Raw genomic sequence first — 17,292 nt, 5'->3', positions numbered from 1 at the left:
TTAATATGGATGTGCATCGTTTCCTTTTTGCTCCGCTTCCTTTACCGCATCTGCCGCACCGGTACTACCAGCCGGAGAGCCGCCTTGCTTTGGTAGAGATCCATTGGAAGGAGATATTTCTTCACTGACTTCCAGATGATAGGATCCATTTTCGTTTCGAACCCCGATTCCAAGTCCGTTTGCTACCTGCATGCCGTAGTCCTCATCACATTTCAAAAAGTGCTCCACCATGGTCGTTTGAATGCGCTGGTGAGCTGGTTTTAATGCAGCAATCAGATTTTGAATCAAGTCGTTTCTTTCCCAATCTTCGAGCAGTCGGTAACGTTCACCTGCTTGCTTGTAATCATTGGTACGGTCGATTTTCGCTTTTTGCAGATTTCCTTCCACATGAGGCTGATACGGATGTGGACGTTTGTTTGCTTCTTTTAATCCACCGAGAACGGATGGCTCATAGTTCACGTGCGGATTTTGCTTTGGACCGCTATCGACATGATAAGCCATCTGACCGTCGCGAAGATTGTTTGCTACGTGCTTTTTCGGCGCGTTAATCGGAAGCTGTTGGTAATTTGCTCCCACACGATAGCGTTGCGTATCCGAATACGAGAAGGTACGTCCTTGAAGCATTTTATCATCTGAAAAATCAAGACCGTCTACTAAAACCCCAGTTCCAAAGGCAACCTGTTCGACTTCAGCAAAGAAGTTTTCAGGGTTTTTGTTTAAAACAAGCTTGCCAACTTTCAAAAACGGAAACTGATCCTCTGGCCAAATTTTTGTGTCATCCAGTGGATCAAAGTCAAGCTCAGGATGCTCGTGATCGTCCATAATTTGAATGCAAAGTTCCCATTCAGGATAGTTTCCTTCTTCAATTGCTTCGTATAAATCCTGTGTGGCGTGTGAAAAATTCTTCGCCTGAATTTTTTCTGCATCTTCTTGCGTTAGGTTTTTAATTCCTTGCAGTGGCTCCCAGTGATATTTGACTAAATAGCCCGTTCCTTCTTTGTTGACCCATTTATACGTGTTTACCCCAGAACCTTGCATTTGGCGATAATTTGCCGGAATACCCCACGGTGAGAAGAGAAATGTAATCATGTGAAGAGATTCGGGCGTTTGAGATAAAAAGTCAAAAATGCGCTCTGTGTCCTGACGGTTTGTGACAGGATCAGGCTTAAAAGCGTGGATCAAATCAGGAAACTTCATCGCATCACGGATAAAAAATACTTTTAAATTATTCCCTACTAAATCCCAGTTTCCATCTTCTGTATAAAACTTTACGGCAAACCCGCGCGGATCACGTGCCGTTTCAGGTGAATCTTTTCCAAACGTTACCGTTGAAAAACGTACAAATGCAGGTGTCTTCTTTCCTGCACCAGAAAAGATTTTCGCGCGTGTGTATTTCTCCACAGGCTCATCGCCTAATTTTCCGTATGTTTCAAAATAACCGTGCGCACCTGTACCACGAGCATGAACAACGCGCTCTGGAATACGTTCACGATCAAAGTGAGAGATTTTTTCAATAAAATCGTAGTTCTCAAGCGTGGCAGGGCCGCGATTTCCGACCGTACGAATGTTTTGGTTGTCGCGCACAGGATGTCCTTGGCGATTCGTTAACGTTTCGCTTGTTTCACCTTCTGTAAATCGCTCATCTAATGGTCCACCTGTACCGTTAACGTGCGTACCATGATGATTTTGATCCTTTTCCATATGTAAGCAGCCTCCTTCAATGTAGCCTAGTTCAAAATCCACTACCTAGTATGTTCAGGATTTTAATTATTAAACAAAAATTGGATAAACATGTAGAGTTATCAAATTAAATAAAAATATGTGCTAAATAATCAATAATAAAATGGAATCGTTTATTAGAAAGAAAAGAAGGGTACCTACATCTACACAAAGAATTAGTTCCTGATATGAAAAATAGATTAGAAGTGAAGGTCATGGATGGAAACGAAATGGAGGAGATTAGTCGTGGCAAAAGACGTAAGCATGTATGTAAACGGAGAATGGATCACAACGGATGAAAAAATTGAGGTAACCAATCCAGCAACGAATGAAGTAATCGCGACTGTTCCAAAAGGCGGAGAAAAGGAAGCAACAAGAGCGGTGGATGCAGCATATGAAGCATTTAAAGAGTGGTCTAAAAAGACAGCCGAAGAACGTGGAAAGCTACTGATGAAGTGGCATGCGCTCATTGAAGAACATACGGAAGAACTTGGAAAAATTATGACGCTCGAGCAAGGGAAGCCGCTTAAAGAAGCCCAAGGAGAAATAAGCTACGCAAACGGGTTTATCTCGTGGTATGCGGAAGAAGGAAAGCGCGTGTACGGTGAAACCATCCCAGCGTCTGCGGCAAATAAACGAATTTTTGTACATAAGCAGCCTGTAGGCGTGCTAGCAGCGATCACGCCATGGAACTTCCCGGCGGCGATGATTACAAGAAAGGTGGGACCTGCGTTAGCTGCAGGGTGTACGGCAGTCATTAAGCCAGCGTCTCAAACCCCGCTTACCGCGCTCCGTTTGGCAGAGCTTGCGGAGGAAGCAGGAATTCCAAAGGGTGTCCTAAACGTGGTAACGGGAAGTGCCAAAACAATTGGAGACACATGGCTTGCCGATGAGCGCGTCCGCAAACTTTCGTTCACAGGTTCTACTGAAATTGGCAAGCAGCTAATGAAAGGGGCAGCGGATACGGTCAAGAAAATTTCTCTTGAGCTCGGTGGACACGCCCCGTTCATCGTGACGGAGAATGCTGATATCGAAAAGGCTGTTTCACAAGCGGTAGCGTCCAAATTCCGAAACGCTGGCCAAACGTGCGTATGTACAAACCGTTTCTATGTTCAAGAATCAGTGGCAGAGGAATTTACATCGAAGTTTATTGAAGCAGTGAAAAAATTGAAGGTAGGAGACGGATTAGAAGGAAATGATATTGGACCTCTTATTGATGGGGATGCGGTGAAGAAGGTTCGTGAGCACATTGCGGATGCCAAAGAAAAAGGTGGAACGCTTGAAACGGGTGGTGATACGTTTAAGGACGACGGCGGCTTATTTGTGGAACCGACGATCATTTCAGGTGCTAGCGATGACATGCTTTGCATGTATGACGAAACGTTTGGACCAGTCGCTCCGATCGCAACGTTTAAAACAATCGATGAAGCCATCGAACGCGCGAACAATTCTCCGTTTGGTCTTGCAGCATATCTTTTCACGGAACATATTAAAGAAGCCATTAAGATTGCAGAAGCACTTGAGTATGGCATTGTAGGAGTAAACGATGGATTACCATCAACGCCACAGGCTCCGTTTGGTGGATTTAAGGAAAGCGGTCTTGGCCGTGAAGGTGGTCACTACGGAATAGATGAATTCTTAGAAGTAAAGTACATTTCATTAGGTCTTTAAAAGGAATGAACAGGATGCATCCAGAGGGTGCATCTTTTTTTGTTGTTAATATCTTGTAAGTAGGATAAAATTCGAATATAGGTATTTTTTACTAAAAATTCAGAAAAATAGGATGGGATACGTGTCCGATGATTGGATTTGATTCAGGTGCGCTAAAGGAATTTCTTCAACTCCCACAGCACCTAGAAACGGTAATGCTCATTGCTATTGGGAAAGAAAAAGTGCAGAGTAGAAGACCAAGAGGATATCGAAAGCCTGTCGAAGAATTTGTATCGTTTATTTGATTTGGACTCTATGTGGTGGGTTATACAACATTTCAATAATGATCTGGTTTTTTCGTAAGACCGATTGTTATTACGGGAACGGATACATATGATATGGTAAGAAAGACAAACACAATGTAAGGGGGATACAAGCATGACTACTTATCAAAACCGATCTGACATACCTGTTCATGAAACGTGGAATCTAGCTGATTTATTTGCATCAAAAGAGGCATGGGAACAGGCTTATAAAGAAGTGGAAAAAGGCATTGAGTCGTTAAGTCGTTACAACGATGCCATTGAAAATGGGAAAGACTTGTTTGACTTTCTCACTCAAAAGGAAGAATTAAGTCAAACATTCAATTTGGTGTACGTCTATGCCATGCTAGGCGTAGATTTAGATACACGTGATAGCGATGCACAGGCGCTGCTTGATCGTGCTACTCAGCTTAGCTTGAAGTATAGCGCAGCTGTCTCATTTTTCACTCCTTATCTTCTTAGCGTAGAAGAGGAAACGCTTCGTCAATACATAAAAGAGGTAGAAGGACTACAATACTTCGAGAATGATTTATATGAAACGTATCGCTACAAGGAACATGTATTAAATAAAGATCAAGAAGAACTGCTGTCACATTTAGGTGAAGCGCTCTCGTCACCAAAGCAAACGTTTGGCATGATGAACAATGCAGATATTAAATTTGGTGATGTAACAAACGATGATGGAGAAAATGTGGAACTGACGCGAGGGTTGTATGCGAAATTAATTGAAGACGATGATCGAAATAAACGTCAAGAAGCGTACAAAGCGTATTACAAGCCTTATGCACAGCTGAAAAATTCCATTGCGTCTACGCTTTCTTCAACTGTAAAAACGAATGCAACGACAGCCAAACTTCGTCACTTCCCGTCTGCATTAGAGAAGGCACTGTTTGGTGATAACGTTCCAAAAGAAGTGTATGAGAACTTAATTAAAGCGGCACGTCATCATCTGCCGTCACTGCATACTTACAGTGACATTCGAAAACAGGTGTTAGGTGTTGAGGATTTGCGTCAATATGATCTAAGCGTCAAGCTTGTTCAAAATTTAAACAAAGAGATTCCATATGACGAAGCGTATGAAACGATGTTGAAGGCTCTTGCACCACTCGGTGATGATTACGTAAAAACGCTCGCAGGCTTTAAAGAAAAGCGCTATGTCGATGTTCGCGAGACGAAAGGGAAACGTTCTGGAGCATATAACCTAGGAGTTTACGGTGTTCATCCGTTTGTTCTTTTAAATCATCGTGATAATATTGACAGCTTGTTTACACTCTCTCATGAGATGGGTCACGCGATGCATAGCTATTATTCGAGTAAATATCAGCCGCAAATTTCTGCACGCTACTCCATTTTTGTGGCAGAAGTAGCCTCAACGGTCAATGAAATCTTGCTCATGAATTATTTGATTAATCATGCGGAAGATGAGGAAACGAAGCTTTATTTATTAAATGAGTTCATTGATAAATTTAAAGGGACGTTCTTTACACAGGTAATGTTTGCAGAATTTGAGAAGAAAACGCATGAACTTGCGGAACAAGGCCAACCACTTAACGCTACGGTATTTAGCGATATTTATGAGCAGCTCGTAATTGATTATCAGGGTCCTTCACTCGTACTAGATGACGAGGTGAAATACGGGTGGTCTCGTATTCCACACTTTTACCGTCCGTTTTATGTATATAAATACGCGACTGGTTTTGCTTCTGCTATTCACATTGCAAATGAGCTGTTAGCTGGAAATAAGGATGCTCAGTCAGCTTACTTGGAATTTTTACAAAGCGGTGGGTCAGACTATCCGCTCGAGCTATTGAAAAAAGCAGGCGTAGATCTCACAACAACGGAACCAGTGGACAATGCGTTAAGTAAATTTGATCAGCTTGTGTCTGATTTACAGAACGCTTTCTCAAAACCAAAGGCATAACGTAATTAGTTGAATATATGAAGTAACGATCAGGCAATTAAACATCGTCTTATTTTGGGTGAAAGAGGATGGAGATGTAGAGATAGAAGGTAACTTAGCGAGGTAAATTTGCAAGCAAGTACGCCCTGCTTTGAAAACGAAAAAAGGGAGCCCTTGAGGATCAAGAAGGGCTTCCTTTTCATTTTTTTGCATTATTGGATTGGTTGTAATCGTTAAGGTAATTGCTAATTTGTTCCACCGTTCCAAGCATGTTTGCGATTTGATCTTCCGGAAGGGAATGAAAAATCGTTTTTGCTTCGTCCGTAAAGTACTGTCTAATTTTCTCTAGTACTTCTCTGCCGCGTTCCGTGAGCTGAACAGAAACAATCCGACGATCTTCCTTCGAACGTGTTCGTTCTACAATATCATGCTTTTCGAGCTTGTCGATCATACTAGTAGCAGAGCCAAGGGTAATGCCTAAGTAATCTGCAATTTCGTTCATTTTCATTTTCTCTTCATTTTCAAGCTTGAAAATGATTCCAATGCCTGAATTAGAAATGGCCGTATGTTCGTTCATATGTTGAAGAGCCTGCTTAAACTCTCGGTTTACTCGCAACAACTGTCTCCATAAATCAATCATTAACTGTTCTTTCTCCATCAATCGATCTCCTAACGTGTTAAAAGCTTCTATTATGTCTTGTTATCTCCTTATTTTATCATATAATCCTCTATTATGCTTTGGTCGCCCCGATTTAAATGAGCAGGGCAACAGGATTTTTCATAAATGTACCGAACTATTGAAGAGGATAAAGCAGAGGAAGTGATGAGAATGCGGAAGGTAGTTCTTCCAGGGGGTTCCGGATTTTTAGGTGAGGCGCTTGCCGACTATTTAATTGCTAGGGGTTATGAAGTGGTCATTCTCACGCGATCTTCATCAAGGGGAGAATCACCAAGAAGATACGTACAGTGGGATGGAAAAACGAGAGGCGATTGGGTCCGGGAAATTAGCGGATCAACAGCCGTTGTCAATTTTACGGGTAAAAGTGTCAATTGTATTTATACGCCAAAAAACAAGCAGGAAATTTTGCAGTCTCGGTTAGATTCTGTTGGCGTGTTGCATGACGTTATTAAAAGCAGTGACGATCCTCCAAATGCTTTTATACAGGCAGGGTCACTTGCCATTTTTGGTGATACGACAGATGTTTGTGATGAAACCGCCCCACATGGTACGGGGTTTTCGGTAGACGTATGCCAAAGGTGGGAGGAAGCATTTTTCTCACAAGAACATATCGGAACGCGAAGAGTGCTGCTCCGGATTGGCTTTGCGCTTGGAAAGAATGGAGGAGCATTAGAGCCGCTACGAAAGCTTGCAAACCGTCGTCTAGGTGGAACCGTAGGATCTGGCAAGCAATATATAAGTTGGATTCACCTAGACGATTTAAATGAAATGTTTTTAACGGTCATTGAACAAGAGGAATTTGAAGGGATTTTTAATGCGACTGGACCTTCTCCCGTTACGAATAAAGAATTTATGAAAACGCTCCGTTTCGTGCTGAATAAGGGATGGTCACCAAAGGCACCAACACCATTGGTGAAGCTAGGGGCTTATGTCATTATGCGTGCTGCACCTGAGCTTGCGCTAACCGGTAGACGCTGTGTTCCGGATCGTTTTTTGCGCCGAGGCTTTACGTTTCGGTATATGAACTTAGAGCAAGCTCTTCAAGAAATTATCAACGAATAAGCGATCAGCCTTCTGCGACATGATGCAGAGGGCTTTTATATGCGGAGCGACTGGTTGTGAAAATAATCGAGCCATCTATTGTGTTTTATCTGTCTTTTTATTGTGGACATTTCTAAATATTTATAATATTATATCCTTAATAAATGTTATTATAGTAAGCTTTTAAAAAGATTTATGTGTACTTTTGAGAAAGACACTTGTTTTCTTATAGAGGAATGTAAGGGGTTGCAAAGTTGTGAGTGAAGAGATTGCTACAACTTTTGTCTAGTTGAATATTATGAAGGGGGATGTGTGAATGTCTAGTCATACACTACAAAAGTTTTTAACAGAAAATTTAGAGGATCTGAAGGGGAAAGGGCTTTATAACGTCATTGATCCAGTAGAAGGAGCAAATGGACCAACGATCACAATTGGTGGCAGAACGTTAATTAACCTTTCATCTAACAATTATCTAGGACTCGCAACAGATTCTCGTCTAATAGATGCTTGTAACGAAGCAACGAAAAAATATGGTGTTGGCGCAGGGGCTGTTCGTACGATCAATGGAACGCTTGATATTCACGTAAAGCTTGAGGAGAAGCTTGCTGAGTTTAAGCATACAGAAGCAGCCATTGCCTATCAATCTGGATTCAACTGTAATATGGCCGCTATTTCCGCTGTGATGGATAAACATGATGCCATCTTATCGGATGAATTAAATCATGCATCCATTATTGACGGCTGCCGCTTGTCAAAAGCAAAAACCATTCGCTATAACCATTCTGACATGGAAGATCTTCGTGCTAAAGCAAAAGAGGCGACAAGTTCAGGCCTTTACAACAAGGTTATGGTCATTACAGACGGCGTCTTTTCAATGGACGGAGACATTGCAAAGCTTCCTGAAATTGTGGCAATTGCGGAAGAATTTGATTTGATTACGTACGTTGATGATGCACATGGTTCTGGTGTACTCGGAAACGGTGCGGGAACGGTAAAACACTTTGGTTTGTCTGATAAAGTAGATTTTCAAATTGGTACATTATCTAAAGCCATTGGCGTTGTCGGTGGTTATGTCGCAGGTCGCAAAGATTTGATTGACTGGCTAAAGGTGAGAAGTCGACCATTCCTATTCTCGACGGCCGTCACGCCAGGAGCAGCTGCCTCTTGTATTGAAGCCATTACGATTTTAATGACGAGCACAGAGCTTCAAACAAAACTGTGGGAGAACGCCGACTACTTGAAGCAAGGCTTGAAGAAGCTAGGATTTGATATCGGACATAGCGAAACTCCGATTACACCTTGTATCATCGGGGAAGAGACGAAAACGCAGGAATTTAGTAAACGGTTAAATGAAGAAGGGGTATACGCAAAATCCATTGTGTTTCCAACCGTTCCTCAAGGAACAGGGCGTGTTCGCAACATGCCAACAGCTGCACATACGAAGGAAATGCTAGATGAAGCGTTAGCGGTGTATGAAAAAGTAGGAAAAGAGATGGGAATCATTTAAGAATTGTGGACATCGAGAGGATAGGGAGGAATTTTGATGAAACGAATTCTAGTTACAGGGGCACTAGGACAGATCGGATCAGAATTAACGATGAAGCTGCGTGAGTTATACGGCGAAGAAGGGGTAGTTGCAACAGATATTCGTCGTATTGATAGCAAAGTGGTGCATTCAGGACCATTTGAAACGTTAGACGTAACGGATGAAAAAGCCATGTTTGAAATTGCGAATCGTTATAAAGTGGATACCGTTATTCATTTAGCAGCATTGCTTTCTGCGACAGCAGAGCAAAAGCCGCTTCTTGCGTGGAACTTGAATATGGGGGGATTAGTGAATGCACTTGAAACAGCAAGAGAGTTGAACTGTCAATTTTTCACACCGAGCTCCATCGGGGCATTTGGTCCGCTTACGCCAAAGAATGACACCCCGCAGGATACCATTCAGCGTCCGACCACAATGTACGGAGTGAACAAAGTATCAGGTGAGCTTTTATGTGATTACTATTATCATAAGTTTGGTGTAGATACGAGAGGCCTTCGCTTTCCTGGTCTTATCTCTTACGTGACACCACCAGGCGGAGGAACAACCGATTACGCCGTTGAGATCTATTACGAAGCAATCAAAAAGCAAGCCTATACATCTTATATTGCACAGGGAACCTACATGGATATGATGTATATGCCGGATGCTCTCCAAGCCATCGTTGACTTGATGGAGGCGGACGGTTCTAAACTAGCGCACAGAAACGCATTTAACGTGTCGGCAATGAGCTTTGAACCTTCTGAAATCGCCGCGGAAATTAAGAAGCATATTCCATCCTTTACGATGAACTATGAAGTGGACCCTGCTCGCCAAGCGATTGCTGAAAGCTGGCCGGATCGTATCGACTCTTCTTGTGCCAAAGCAGAATGGGGCTTTCATACTTCTTATGACTTAGAAAAAATGACGAAGGATATGCTTGAAAAATTGGGGCATCCGACGCAACAGCGAATTTGTTCATAAAAAAAGATGATCAGGATCTCCTGATCATCTTTTTTTATGATTGTAACACGATTTTGTACATGCGCTCATATTCTGGTTGAATCGCTGCTAATGTTTCTAAGCTTCTTGTCGCAAAAGGCGTTTCTTCTGCACGAAGCTGCTCTTGTAGGGATTGAAACGAAGTGATAAGCGACTCCTTGTATTCAGGAATGTCTCCGTCAAAAGGTTTAACCATCTTCTCCGGAATATTCGTTTGCTCGCGAAAGGCAAGAGCCTTACGTTCGTGAAAAAGCGGTACATCAACTTCGTTTGGGTTATGTAGATCTCCTTGACGAGGATGTTTCATTACGGCTAACACTTTTACGAGAACTGTTCCAGGACGAGTATTCGTAATTTCACCGATATATTTTCCAGTTTTGTAAATGGCGGTTACGTGGTCGCCAATTTGTAGGGTTGTCATGATGATCGCCTCCTTTTCTTCATCATATCGATAGAGAGTACAAGAAGTAAAGAGAAATGATGTCAAGATGTCAATTTGGTTTTTATGTTGAGAAAAAAAGAGTACATAGCTTTACTATTATAAGAAGGAAAAAGAGTCGAAGATTAAAAATAAGGTCTATAGACCCATCTTTTATCTTTGACTATAGACGCCGCTCTTTTTTTATAGTATGACATAATTGAAGCGCTTACATTTATTTAGGGGAGTGGGAGAAATGAAAAAGAAGTGGAAGAAGAGAAGTCGCTTTGCGGCCATTACAATGTTTTCAACCATGCTATTAGTGCCATCGCTTGCACAGCCAAAAGAGGCGAAAGCGGCTGCAACAAATGGAACGATGATGCAATATTTTGAATGGTATGTTCCAAATGACGGCCAGCAATGGAACCGATTGCGCACCGATGCTCCGTATTTATCAAGCGTTGGCATAACAGCGGTTTGGACGCCGCCTGCATACAAGGGAACAAGTCAAGCGGATGTTGGATACGGACCGTACGATTTGTACGATCTAGGGGAATTTAATCAAAAAGGCACCGTGCGTACAAAGTACGGAACGAAAGCCGAGTTAAAATCCGCTGTTAATACGCTTCATTCAAACGGTATACAGGTTTATGGAGACGTGGTTATGAACCACAAAGCGGGGGCAGACTACACGGAAAACGTAACGGCGGTTGAAGTAAATCCGAGCAATCGAAATCAAGAAACGTCTGGAGAATATAATATTCAAGCTTGGACGGGTTTTAACTTCCCGGGACGAGGAACGACCTATAGTAATTTTAAATGGCAGTGGTTTCACTTCGATGGAACGGACTGGGATCAATCGAGAAGCTTGAGCCGCATCTTTAAGTTTAGGGGAACCGGCAAAGCATGGGATTGGGAGGTATCATCAGAGAACGGAAATTACGATTATTTAATGTATGCAGATATTGATTACGATCATCCTGACGTTGTAAACGAGATGAAAAAATGGGGCGTATGGTATGCAAATGAAGTGGGATTAGATGGATACCGCCTAGATGCGGTGAAACATATTAAGTTTTCGTTCTTAAAAGACTGGGTGGATAATGCGCGTGCAGCCACTGGAAAAGAAATGTTTACGGTAGGAGAGTACTGGCAGAATGATCTAGGTGCACTCAACAACTATCTAGCAAAGGTTAATTACAATCAGTCGCTATTTGATGCACCGCTTCACTACAATTTTTATGCGGCATCAACGGGTGGCGGGTATTATGACATGCGAAATATCTTAAACAATACGCTAGTCGCTTCTAACCCAACAAAAGCGGTGACGCTCGTTGAGAATCATGACACACAGCCGGGCCAATCACTAGAATCAACGGTTCAGCCTTGGTTTAAGCCGTTAGCCTATGCGTTTATTTTAACGAGATCTGGCGGGTATCCATCCGTATTCTATGGCGATATGTACGGAACAAAAGGTACGACAACACGCGAAATTCCAGCATTGAAGTCGAAAATTGAACCATTGCTGAAAGCGAGAAAAGACTATGCTTATGGTACGCAGCGTGATTACATCGATAATCCAGATGTGATTGGATGGACTCGAGAAGGAGATAGTACAAAAGCAAAATCTGGACTTGCGACGGTCATTACCGATGGTCCTGGCGGATCGAAGCGAATGTATGTGGGAACGTCTAATGCGGGAGAAATCTGGTATGATCTCACAGGAAATCGAACAGATAAAATTACGATTGGATCAGATGGTTATGCAACGTTTCCTGTAAACGGTGGTTCTGTTTCTGTATGGGTTCAGCAGTAAATTTGGAGAAAGCCTTAGAACGTGTTTCTAGGGCTTTTTGTTAATCAGTGAATCTTTAACTATTTTTAATGGAATTTTAATGCGTATACGTCGTGGGGTAAGGTACAATAACAATCATAATGAAGGTTTTCATAAATGGAGGTTCTCATGTCAAAAGAACATGCGCAAAAAACAATGAAAGTGATCTCGCCCCTCATTCGAATTGGTGGTATTGTGCTTTTACTTGTAGCCGCCGGAATGTTTGCGGTGACAATGTATCGTTTTGGAACAGGAGCAGGAGGCATACGCGCCTTAAAAGGTCTCAATAAAAACGTCGGAACGCTCGCTGAGATTATAGGGATTACGACTGGCGTATTGTGGCTTCTTCGCCACATATGGCTCCAAATGAAAAAACGGAAAATTCCGTTTGTTGAATGGGCACAGCAATTATACTTGTTACTACGAACGCATCATATCTTTTTAGGGATTGTCACACTTTGTTTAGGATTTGCACATGGCCTATATTTTTTCATTTTTCAAACGGATGAAAAGCTTACGATGTATACAGGCATTGCAACGTTTTTAGCGCTCGTCGTGCTAGCTCTTTTAGGATGGAATCACCATGCAAAGAAAAAAACGAAGAAAAATCTCGTGACGAAAAAACAGCATATGATTATGGCCATCATTTTTGGTATTTTATTTTTAATTCATTTGAACGTATAAACAAGGATCGAGAAGTTATTTTCTCGATCTTTTTTGTATTTGCTACGAGAAAGAAAAAGGTGGATTTTAAGTGATCGTTTCATATAAATCTTAAATGGATATTTGTGTTAAAATATCCATTTAAGATTTATGATTTTGATAGGGGTCTAAGATTGTTGTAACAAAAGGAAGGGGGATGAAATGAAAGGTTTTTTTAGATTATTGATTGGTGTATTGTTCACTTTTGCATTAACAGGATGCTTTAGGGAGGATTATGATGTGGGTGTTCCGACTGCCCACTTATCGTTAGAGAGCAAACCTTCTGTTAAATTAACAGAAGGTAATATAAGCTGGAGTTCATCGAGTGGGGATGTAAATCAAAGAATAGGAGATGTTCAAAAGTTTGGATTATCACAAGATAAAATAAAGATTTCCCCAGGCGAAAAAGTTTTCTTGGATTTTCAGGAGAACGAAGAAAATGGTGGGGATATTTGGACAGATCCAACATTAAAAGCTGTTCTACTGAATGGCAAACAACGAATTGAACTGAAAATGGATGACCACAGAGAGCTTAAATTCCCGAGTAATAAAGGCAGTTATATTTTAGCGGTTGAATTTGTAAGTTCAAGAGGTACTGCTCAATACGTAGGAAATATCTCCATTCAGTAATAGCAAATCGTTCTTGTCTTAACTAAAACGAGAAAATATTATCAGCTTAGATACACAGTCCTAAACGGATTTTTGATGACGATGAAATACCACAGATGACGTTTGATTTAAAATTACCTAAGAGTTTTAGCACCTTTTAAGAAGCTGATCTAGTGGTAATAATCAAACTAATAATTCAACATCGTTATTGTAAAGTTGTGTAAACGCATAAAACAAGGGAACTCCTGAAAACGGGAGTTCCCTTTATTTTAAATTATAGCTTTTGTATTAAGCCCCTAAAAAAGCATTTAGCATCCAAGTACGTTGTTGTAAGTCTTTTACCATGCCAACGAAAAAGTCAGCTGTTGCTTCATCATCTTCATTCCCTGCCACTTCAATGAGCTGTTTTGCTTCCTCAATAATCAATGAATAATCGTCGACTAGCGTACGTACCATGTCTTCTGCTGTTTGTTCATGATTTGTTTCAGAAAGCGTCGCTTGCTCAAGGTGCTCTTTCATCGTTGCAATCGGCTGTCCACCGATACTGAGTAGGCGTTCGGCAAGATCATCAATAATTGTGCCTGCTTCATTATAAAACGCTTCAAATTTCTCATGTAGCGTGAAAAAGTGAGGACCTTTCACATACCAATGGAAACGGTGCAATTTTGTATTTAAAAGACTCCAGTTTGCGATTTGTTGGTTTAATAAGTGTTGTGTATTCAATGTGATTTCCTCCTTTAGATGTCCTGTAATACTCTATGAACTAATTATAACAGATCTAAAATTAAAATCAATATTTATTTATAATTATTATAAATAATAGAAGTTCGTTATAGTTGTTTTGGCAGTCCATTAATAAAGGTTTTAAGCATAAATTGAATCGTTTCTTCATTATCAACAGATAGATTAAATCCGCGGTTCATTTCGATCATGGCAAATCCGTGTACAAGGCTTCGTAGAGCTCTTACGGCATGAATTCGATCGGTGTCAGCTAAAGGATAGTAATTGAGAATCACTATAAGAAGCTGAACGATTTGGTCGCCTTTTCTCATAATATCGGGATCACTAAGGTCAGGAGCACGAAATGTTGCTTCATATAAGCCAGGGTGATCTCGGACAAATTGAATGTAAGAAAATCCGACTGAAAGAATCGCCTCGTCTCCCGAACGTCCCACTGCTGATAGGGTTAGCTTGTGAGCGAGCTGTTCAATGGCGTAGCAGGCAAGGTCTTTACGCAGCCCTTTTAATCCTTTTACATGATTGTATAAGGAAGGGGTTTTAATTCCGAGCTCCTTCGCTACAGAAGCTAACGTGACGCTCTCATAGCCATCACGCTCTGCTAGGAGTGCAGCCGTTTTGACAACGGCCGTTTGATCAAGACCTTGGCGCATACTGGATACCTCCTTTTTCTGCTTCACGGATGGCTTTTTGCATAGAAGAACTAGGGTTTACAAGCCAATTCCCATGTCCAACAGCAAGTAGGGATGGCTTCAAATCAGACAGCGTTTTAGCGCTTTCTAGCGCAAGCTCTTTACTCCAAGTGCCAAACGTAGGGAAGGGAAAGCGCCATTTTAATGTGCCAGAAACTGCCATTCCGCCACGTATTTGAAAAGCATCACCTGCAATGAGGGCCCCGCTTCGTGTATCAAGATAAGCCATATGCCCAGGCGTATGACCAGGTGTGGCGATAGCTTGCAAGGAACCGATCATATCACCGTGCGTGATGGTTTGATCAGGAACCGTAGTTAAGGATTTAGGAACACCGCCTTTGATGGGAAGCTGAGGCTCATGCGCATCTAGTGATCGATCTCCTTTCATGAGACGAGCATCGCGTTGCGAAATGATGACCTTTGCATGAGGAAAAGCAGTTTTAATGGCATCAAGTGCTCCGACGTGGTCATCGTGTGCGTGTGTAAGCAAAATGCGTGTAAGTGGCTTTTGGATGTTCTCAATTTCTTTTATAATTCCTTTTGCACTAAAGGGAAGAGCGGCATCAATTAACGTTACTTCATCCCTTTCTTCAACAAGGTAGCAGTTGACAGGGAACAGGTGGGGAAGCTCAGTTAGTTGATAAACAGACTCATATTTTTTTATTTTCATTTTCATCGGTCTCCTCTTTAACTAATTATATTAGTTTATAAACTTATTATATTAGTTAAAGGGTAAAATTGCCACTAGAAACTTTAAATGATTCTATATATTGCGATAAACGGGCAATTCGGCTACTATTGAGAACGGAATTATCGTTTTATAGAGTGGGGGTAAGAAGCTTGAGTTCTTTAATCATTGCTTCACTTATTTTCCTTTTAACGCTTGTACTCGTCATTTGGCAGCCAAAAGGTCTTTCAATTGGCTGGATTGCTTGTGCAGGAGGAGCATTAGCGCTGCTCGCAGGGGTTGTTTCGTTCCATGACGTAGCGGAAGTAACAAGCATCGTGTGGAATGCGACATTGACGCTTGTGGCGCTCATTATTATTTCGCTCGTATTGGACGAAGTTGGCTTTTTTGAGTGGGCGGCGCTACATATGGCAAGAATGGCAAAGGGAAGAGGAATGCGTCTCTATTTATTTCTCATTGTGCTCGGTGCCATTGTGTCAGCGTTTTTTGCAAACGACGGAGGGGCGCTTATTTTGACGCCAATCGTTCTTGCGATGGTACGCGCACTAAACTACGATGAGCGAGTGATACTTGTCTTTATTATTGGAAGTGGATTTGTGGCAGACACAACTTCTTTGCCTTTTACAATAAGCAACTTAGTGAACATTGTGTCAGCCGATTTCTTTGGTATTGGCTTTAACGAGTATGCAACACGCATGATTGTGCCAGACTTGTTTGCTTTGCTCGGGACGCTCATCGTTCTGTACTTATTTTCCTACAAGGTTGTACCGAAGACGTATAACGTTGCTGAATTAAAACGTCCTTCAGAAGCCATTCGTGATCACAAAATGTTTCGACTATCTTGGTGGATTATGGGCGCGCTTTTTGCAGGATACCTCGCTAGTCAAGCTTTGGGGATTCCTGTTTCGATTATTGCCGGAGTGATTGCGATTGTCTTATTAGTAGCGAGTAGAAGGAGTCCTGCTATTTCCACAAAAGCCGTCTTAAAAGGAGCTCCGTGGGCGATTGTGTTCTTTTCGATCGGTATGTACGTAGTCGTATACGGTCTTCAAAATGTCGGTCTTACACATGTACTTACAGAGTGGTTAGAGACATTTGCATCGAAAGGATTATTTGCGGCGACTGTTGGGATGGGTGCCCTTGCTGCGGTGCTTTCGTCTGTGATGAATAACCTCCCGACGGTAATGATTAATGCGCTAGCTATTTCAGATAGTCACACAAATGGCATCATCCGAGAAGCGCTTATCTACGCAAACGTCATCGGATCAGATCTTGGACCGAAGATGACGCCAATCGGGTCATTAGCGACGCTCTTGTGGCTACATGTATTAGCAAAAAAAGGTGTGTATATTTCTTGGCGCACGTATGTAAAAGTAGGAGTTGTTATTACAATCCCAGTGCTTTTATTTACATTAGTCGGATTATATCTGTGGTTAAAAATTCTTTCATAGGAGGAACGAAAAAATGGAAATGACGCAAGAAGCGAAACAGCTCGTATTAGATGTGCTGTACGAGCAAGATGTACCAGGCATTCGTCTCTATTTCGCTGGAATTAGCTGTGAGATGCCAAATATTAAATTAGCGTTTGATGAGGAGCAGGAAGGGGATGTTCTGATCGAGGTCAATGACATTCAAGTAGCGATCCAAAAGGAGATTCTTCCATATACAGAGGAACTTTTGTTGGACGTTCATCAAACGCCTTACGGTCCTGGCTTAGCACTAGTAGGGCTGAAAATAAACGAATCATAATGTCGTAAAGGGGCCATACTCATATG

16 protein-coding genes and 1 pseudogene are annotated in these 17,292 nt (G+C 41.8%); 11 read left to right on the top strand and 6 right to left on the bottom strand.

Features of this window, described 5'->3' with window-relative positions:
- Positions 1–1,701: a catalase gene (locus IE339_RS12145; protein ID WP_242167819.1), complete on the bottom strand. Its 1,701-nt coding sequence runs from the start codon at positions 1,699–1,701 to the stop codon at positions 1–3.
- A 282-nt stretch (positions 1,702–1,983) separates the two neighbouring features.
- Between IE339_RS12145 and IE339_RS12140 the strand changes: the two genes are divergently transcribed.
- The 3 genes and pseudogenes from IE339_RS12140 (at position 1,984) to pepF (ending at position 5,613) form a co-directional block, all read left to right on the top strand.
- Positions 1,984–3,390, top strand: a complete 1,407-nt coding sequence (locus IE339_RS12140) for an NAD-dependent succinate-semialdehyde dehydrogenase (protein WP_277933971.1) — start codon at positions 1,984–1,986, stop codon at positions 3,388–3,390.
- A 110-nt stretch (positions 3,391–3,500) separates the two neighbouring features.
- Positions 3,501–3,674, top strand: a pseudogene (locus tag IE339_RS12135) (nitroreductase family protein); the annotation flags it as partial.
- A 133-nt stretch (positions 3,675–3,807) separates the two neighbouring features.
- Positions 3,808–5,613 (top strand): oligoendopeptidase F, encoded by a 1,806-nt coding sequence (pepF, locus tag IE339_RS12130; protein WP_242167816.1) that lies wholly within the window; start codon positions 3,808–3,810, stop codon positions 5,611–5,613.
- 178 nt (positions 5,614–5,791) lie between these two features.
- Here pepF and IE339_RS12125 read toward each other — a convergent pair whose 3' ends face one another.
- Complete coding sequence (locus IE339_RS12125) at positions 5,792–6,250, bottom strand: MarR family winged helix-turn-helix transcriptional regulator (protein WP_242167814.1); 459 nt, start codon at positions 6,248–6,250, stop codon at positions 5,792–5,794.
- A gap of 126 nt (positions 6,251–6,376) precedes the next feature.
- Here IE339_RS12125 and IE339_RS12120 point away from each other — a divergent pair, with 126 nt between their 5' ends.
- From IE339_RS12120 to IE339_RS12110, 3 genes are all read left to right on the top strand, one after another.
- Positions 6,377–7,333 (top strand): TIGR01777 family oxidoreductase, encoded by a 957-nt coding sequence (locus IE339_RS12120; protein WP_242167812.1) that lies wholly within the window; start codon positions 6,377–6,379, stop codon positions 7,331–7,333.
- Positions 7,334–7,628: 295 nt separating this feature from the next.
- On the top strand, positions 7,629–8,819 hold the full coding sequence (locus tag IE339_RS12115) for a glycine C-acetyltransferase (RefSeq protein WP_242167810.1): 1,191 nt from the start codon (positions 7,629–7,631) through the stop codon (positions 8,817–8,819).
- Between the two features lie 36 nt (positions 8,820–8,855).
- On the top strand, positions 8,856–9,818 hold the full coding sequence (locus IE339_RS12110) for an L-threonine 3-dehydrogenase (RefSeq protein WP_053402352.1): 963 nt from the start codon (positions 8,856–8,858) through the stop codon (positions 9,816–9,818).
- A gap of 34 nt (positions 9,819–9,852) precedes the next feature.
- Here the strand turns inward: IE339_RS12110 and IE339_RS12105 are convergent, their stop codons facing one another.
- Positions 9,853–10,260 (bottom strand): kinase-associated lipoprotein KapB, encoded by a 408-nt coding sequence (locus IE339_RS12105; RefSeq protein ID WP_242176179.1) that lies wholly within the window; start codon positions 10,258–10,260, stop codon positions 9,853–9,855.
- A gap of 250 nt (positions 10,261–10,510) precedes the next feature.
- Between IE339_RS12105 and amyS the strand changes: the two genes are divergently transcribed.
- From amyS to IE339_RS12090, 3 genes are all read left to right on the top strand, one after another.
- On the top strand, positions 10,511–12,070 hold the full coding sequence (amyS, locus tag IE339_RS12100; protein WP_242167808.1) for an alpha-amylase: 1,560 nt from the start codon (positions 10,511–10,513) through the stop codon (positions 12,068–12,070).
- A 147-nt stretch (positions 12,071–12,217) separates the two neighbouring features.
- On the top strand, positions 12,218–12,772 hold the full coding sequence (locus IE339_RS12095; protein ID WP_242167806.1) for a hypothetical protein: 555 nt from the start codon (positions 12,218–12,220) through the stop codon (positions 12,770–12,772).
- Between the two features lie 180 nt (positions 12,773–12,952).
- Positions 12,953–13,420 carry a hypothetical protein gene (locus IE339_RS12090; protein ID WP_242167805.1) on the top strand — a complete coding sequence of 156 codons (468 nt, stop codon included), beginning with the start codon at positions 12,953–12,955 and terminating at the stop codon, positions 13,418–13,420.
- A gap of 267 nt (positions 13,421–13,687) precedes the next feature.
- Here the strand turns inward: IE339_RS12090 and IE339_RS12085 are convergent, their stop codons facing one another.
- From IE339_RS12085 to IE339_RS12075, 3 genes are all read right to left on the bottom strand, one after another.
- Positions 13,688–14,122: a Dps family protein gene (locus IE339_RS12085; protein WP_277933906.1), complete on the bottom strand. Its 435-nt coding sequence runs from the start codon at positions 14,120–14,122 to the stop codon at positions 13,688–13,690.
- A 107-nt stretch (positions 14,123–14,229) separates the two neighbouring features.
- Entirely contained in the window at positions 14,230–14,790 is a 561-nt protein-coding gene (locus IE339_RS12080; protein WP_242167803.1) for a TetR/AcrR family transcriptional regulator, read from the bottom strand.
- Entirely contained in the window at positions 14,774–15,499 is a 726-nt protein-coding gene (locus tag IE339_RS12075) for an MBL fold metallo-hydrolase (RefSeq protein ID WP_242167801.1), read from the bottom strand. The genes IE339_RS12080 and IE339_RS12075 overlap by 17 nt, the downstream gene beginning before the upstream one ends.
- Before the next feature lie 170 nt (positions 15,500–15,669).
- Here IE339_RS12075 and IE339_RS12070 point away from each other — a divergent pair, with 170 nt between their 5' ends.
- Positions 15,670–16,968 carry an arsenic transporter gene (locus IE339_RS12070; protein WP_242167799.1) on the top strand — a complete coding sequence of 433 codons (1,299 nt, stop codon included), beginning with the start codon at positions 15,670–15,672 and terminating at the stop codon, positions 16,966–16,968.
- A gap of 13 nt (positions 16,969–16,981) precedes the next feature.
- Positions 16,982–17,266, top strand: a complete 285-nt coding sequence (locus IE339_RS12065; protein WP_242167797.1) for an iron-sulfur cluster assembly accessory protein — start codon at positions 16,982–16,984, stop codon at positions 17,264–17,266.
- Positions 17,267–17,292: the final 26 nt, after the last annotated feature.

Origin of the sequence: Priestia koreensis (assembly GCF_022646885.1) — a bacterium.
Taxonomy (GTDB): Bacteria; Bacillota; Bacilli; order Bacillales; family Bacillaceae_H; genus Bacillus_AG; species Bacillus_AG koreensis_A.
The sequence above is the reverse complement of the archived record's forward strand: the minus strand, read 5'-3'. Positions and strand labels throughout refer to the sequence as shown.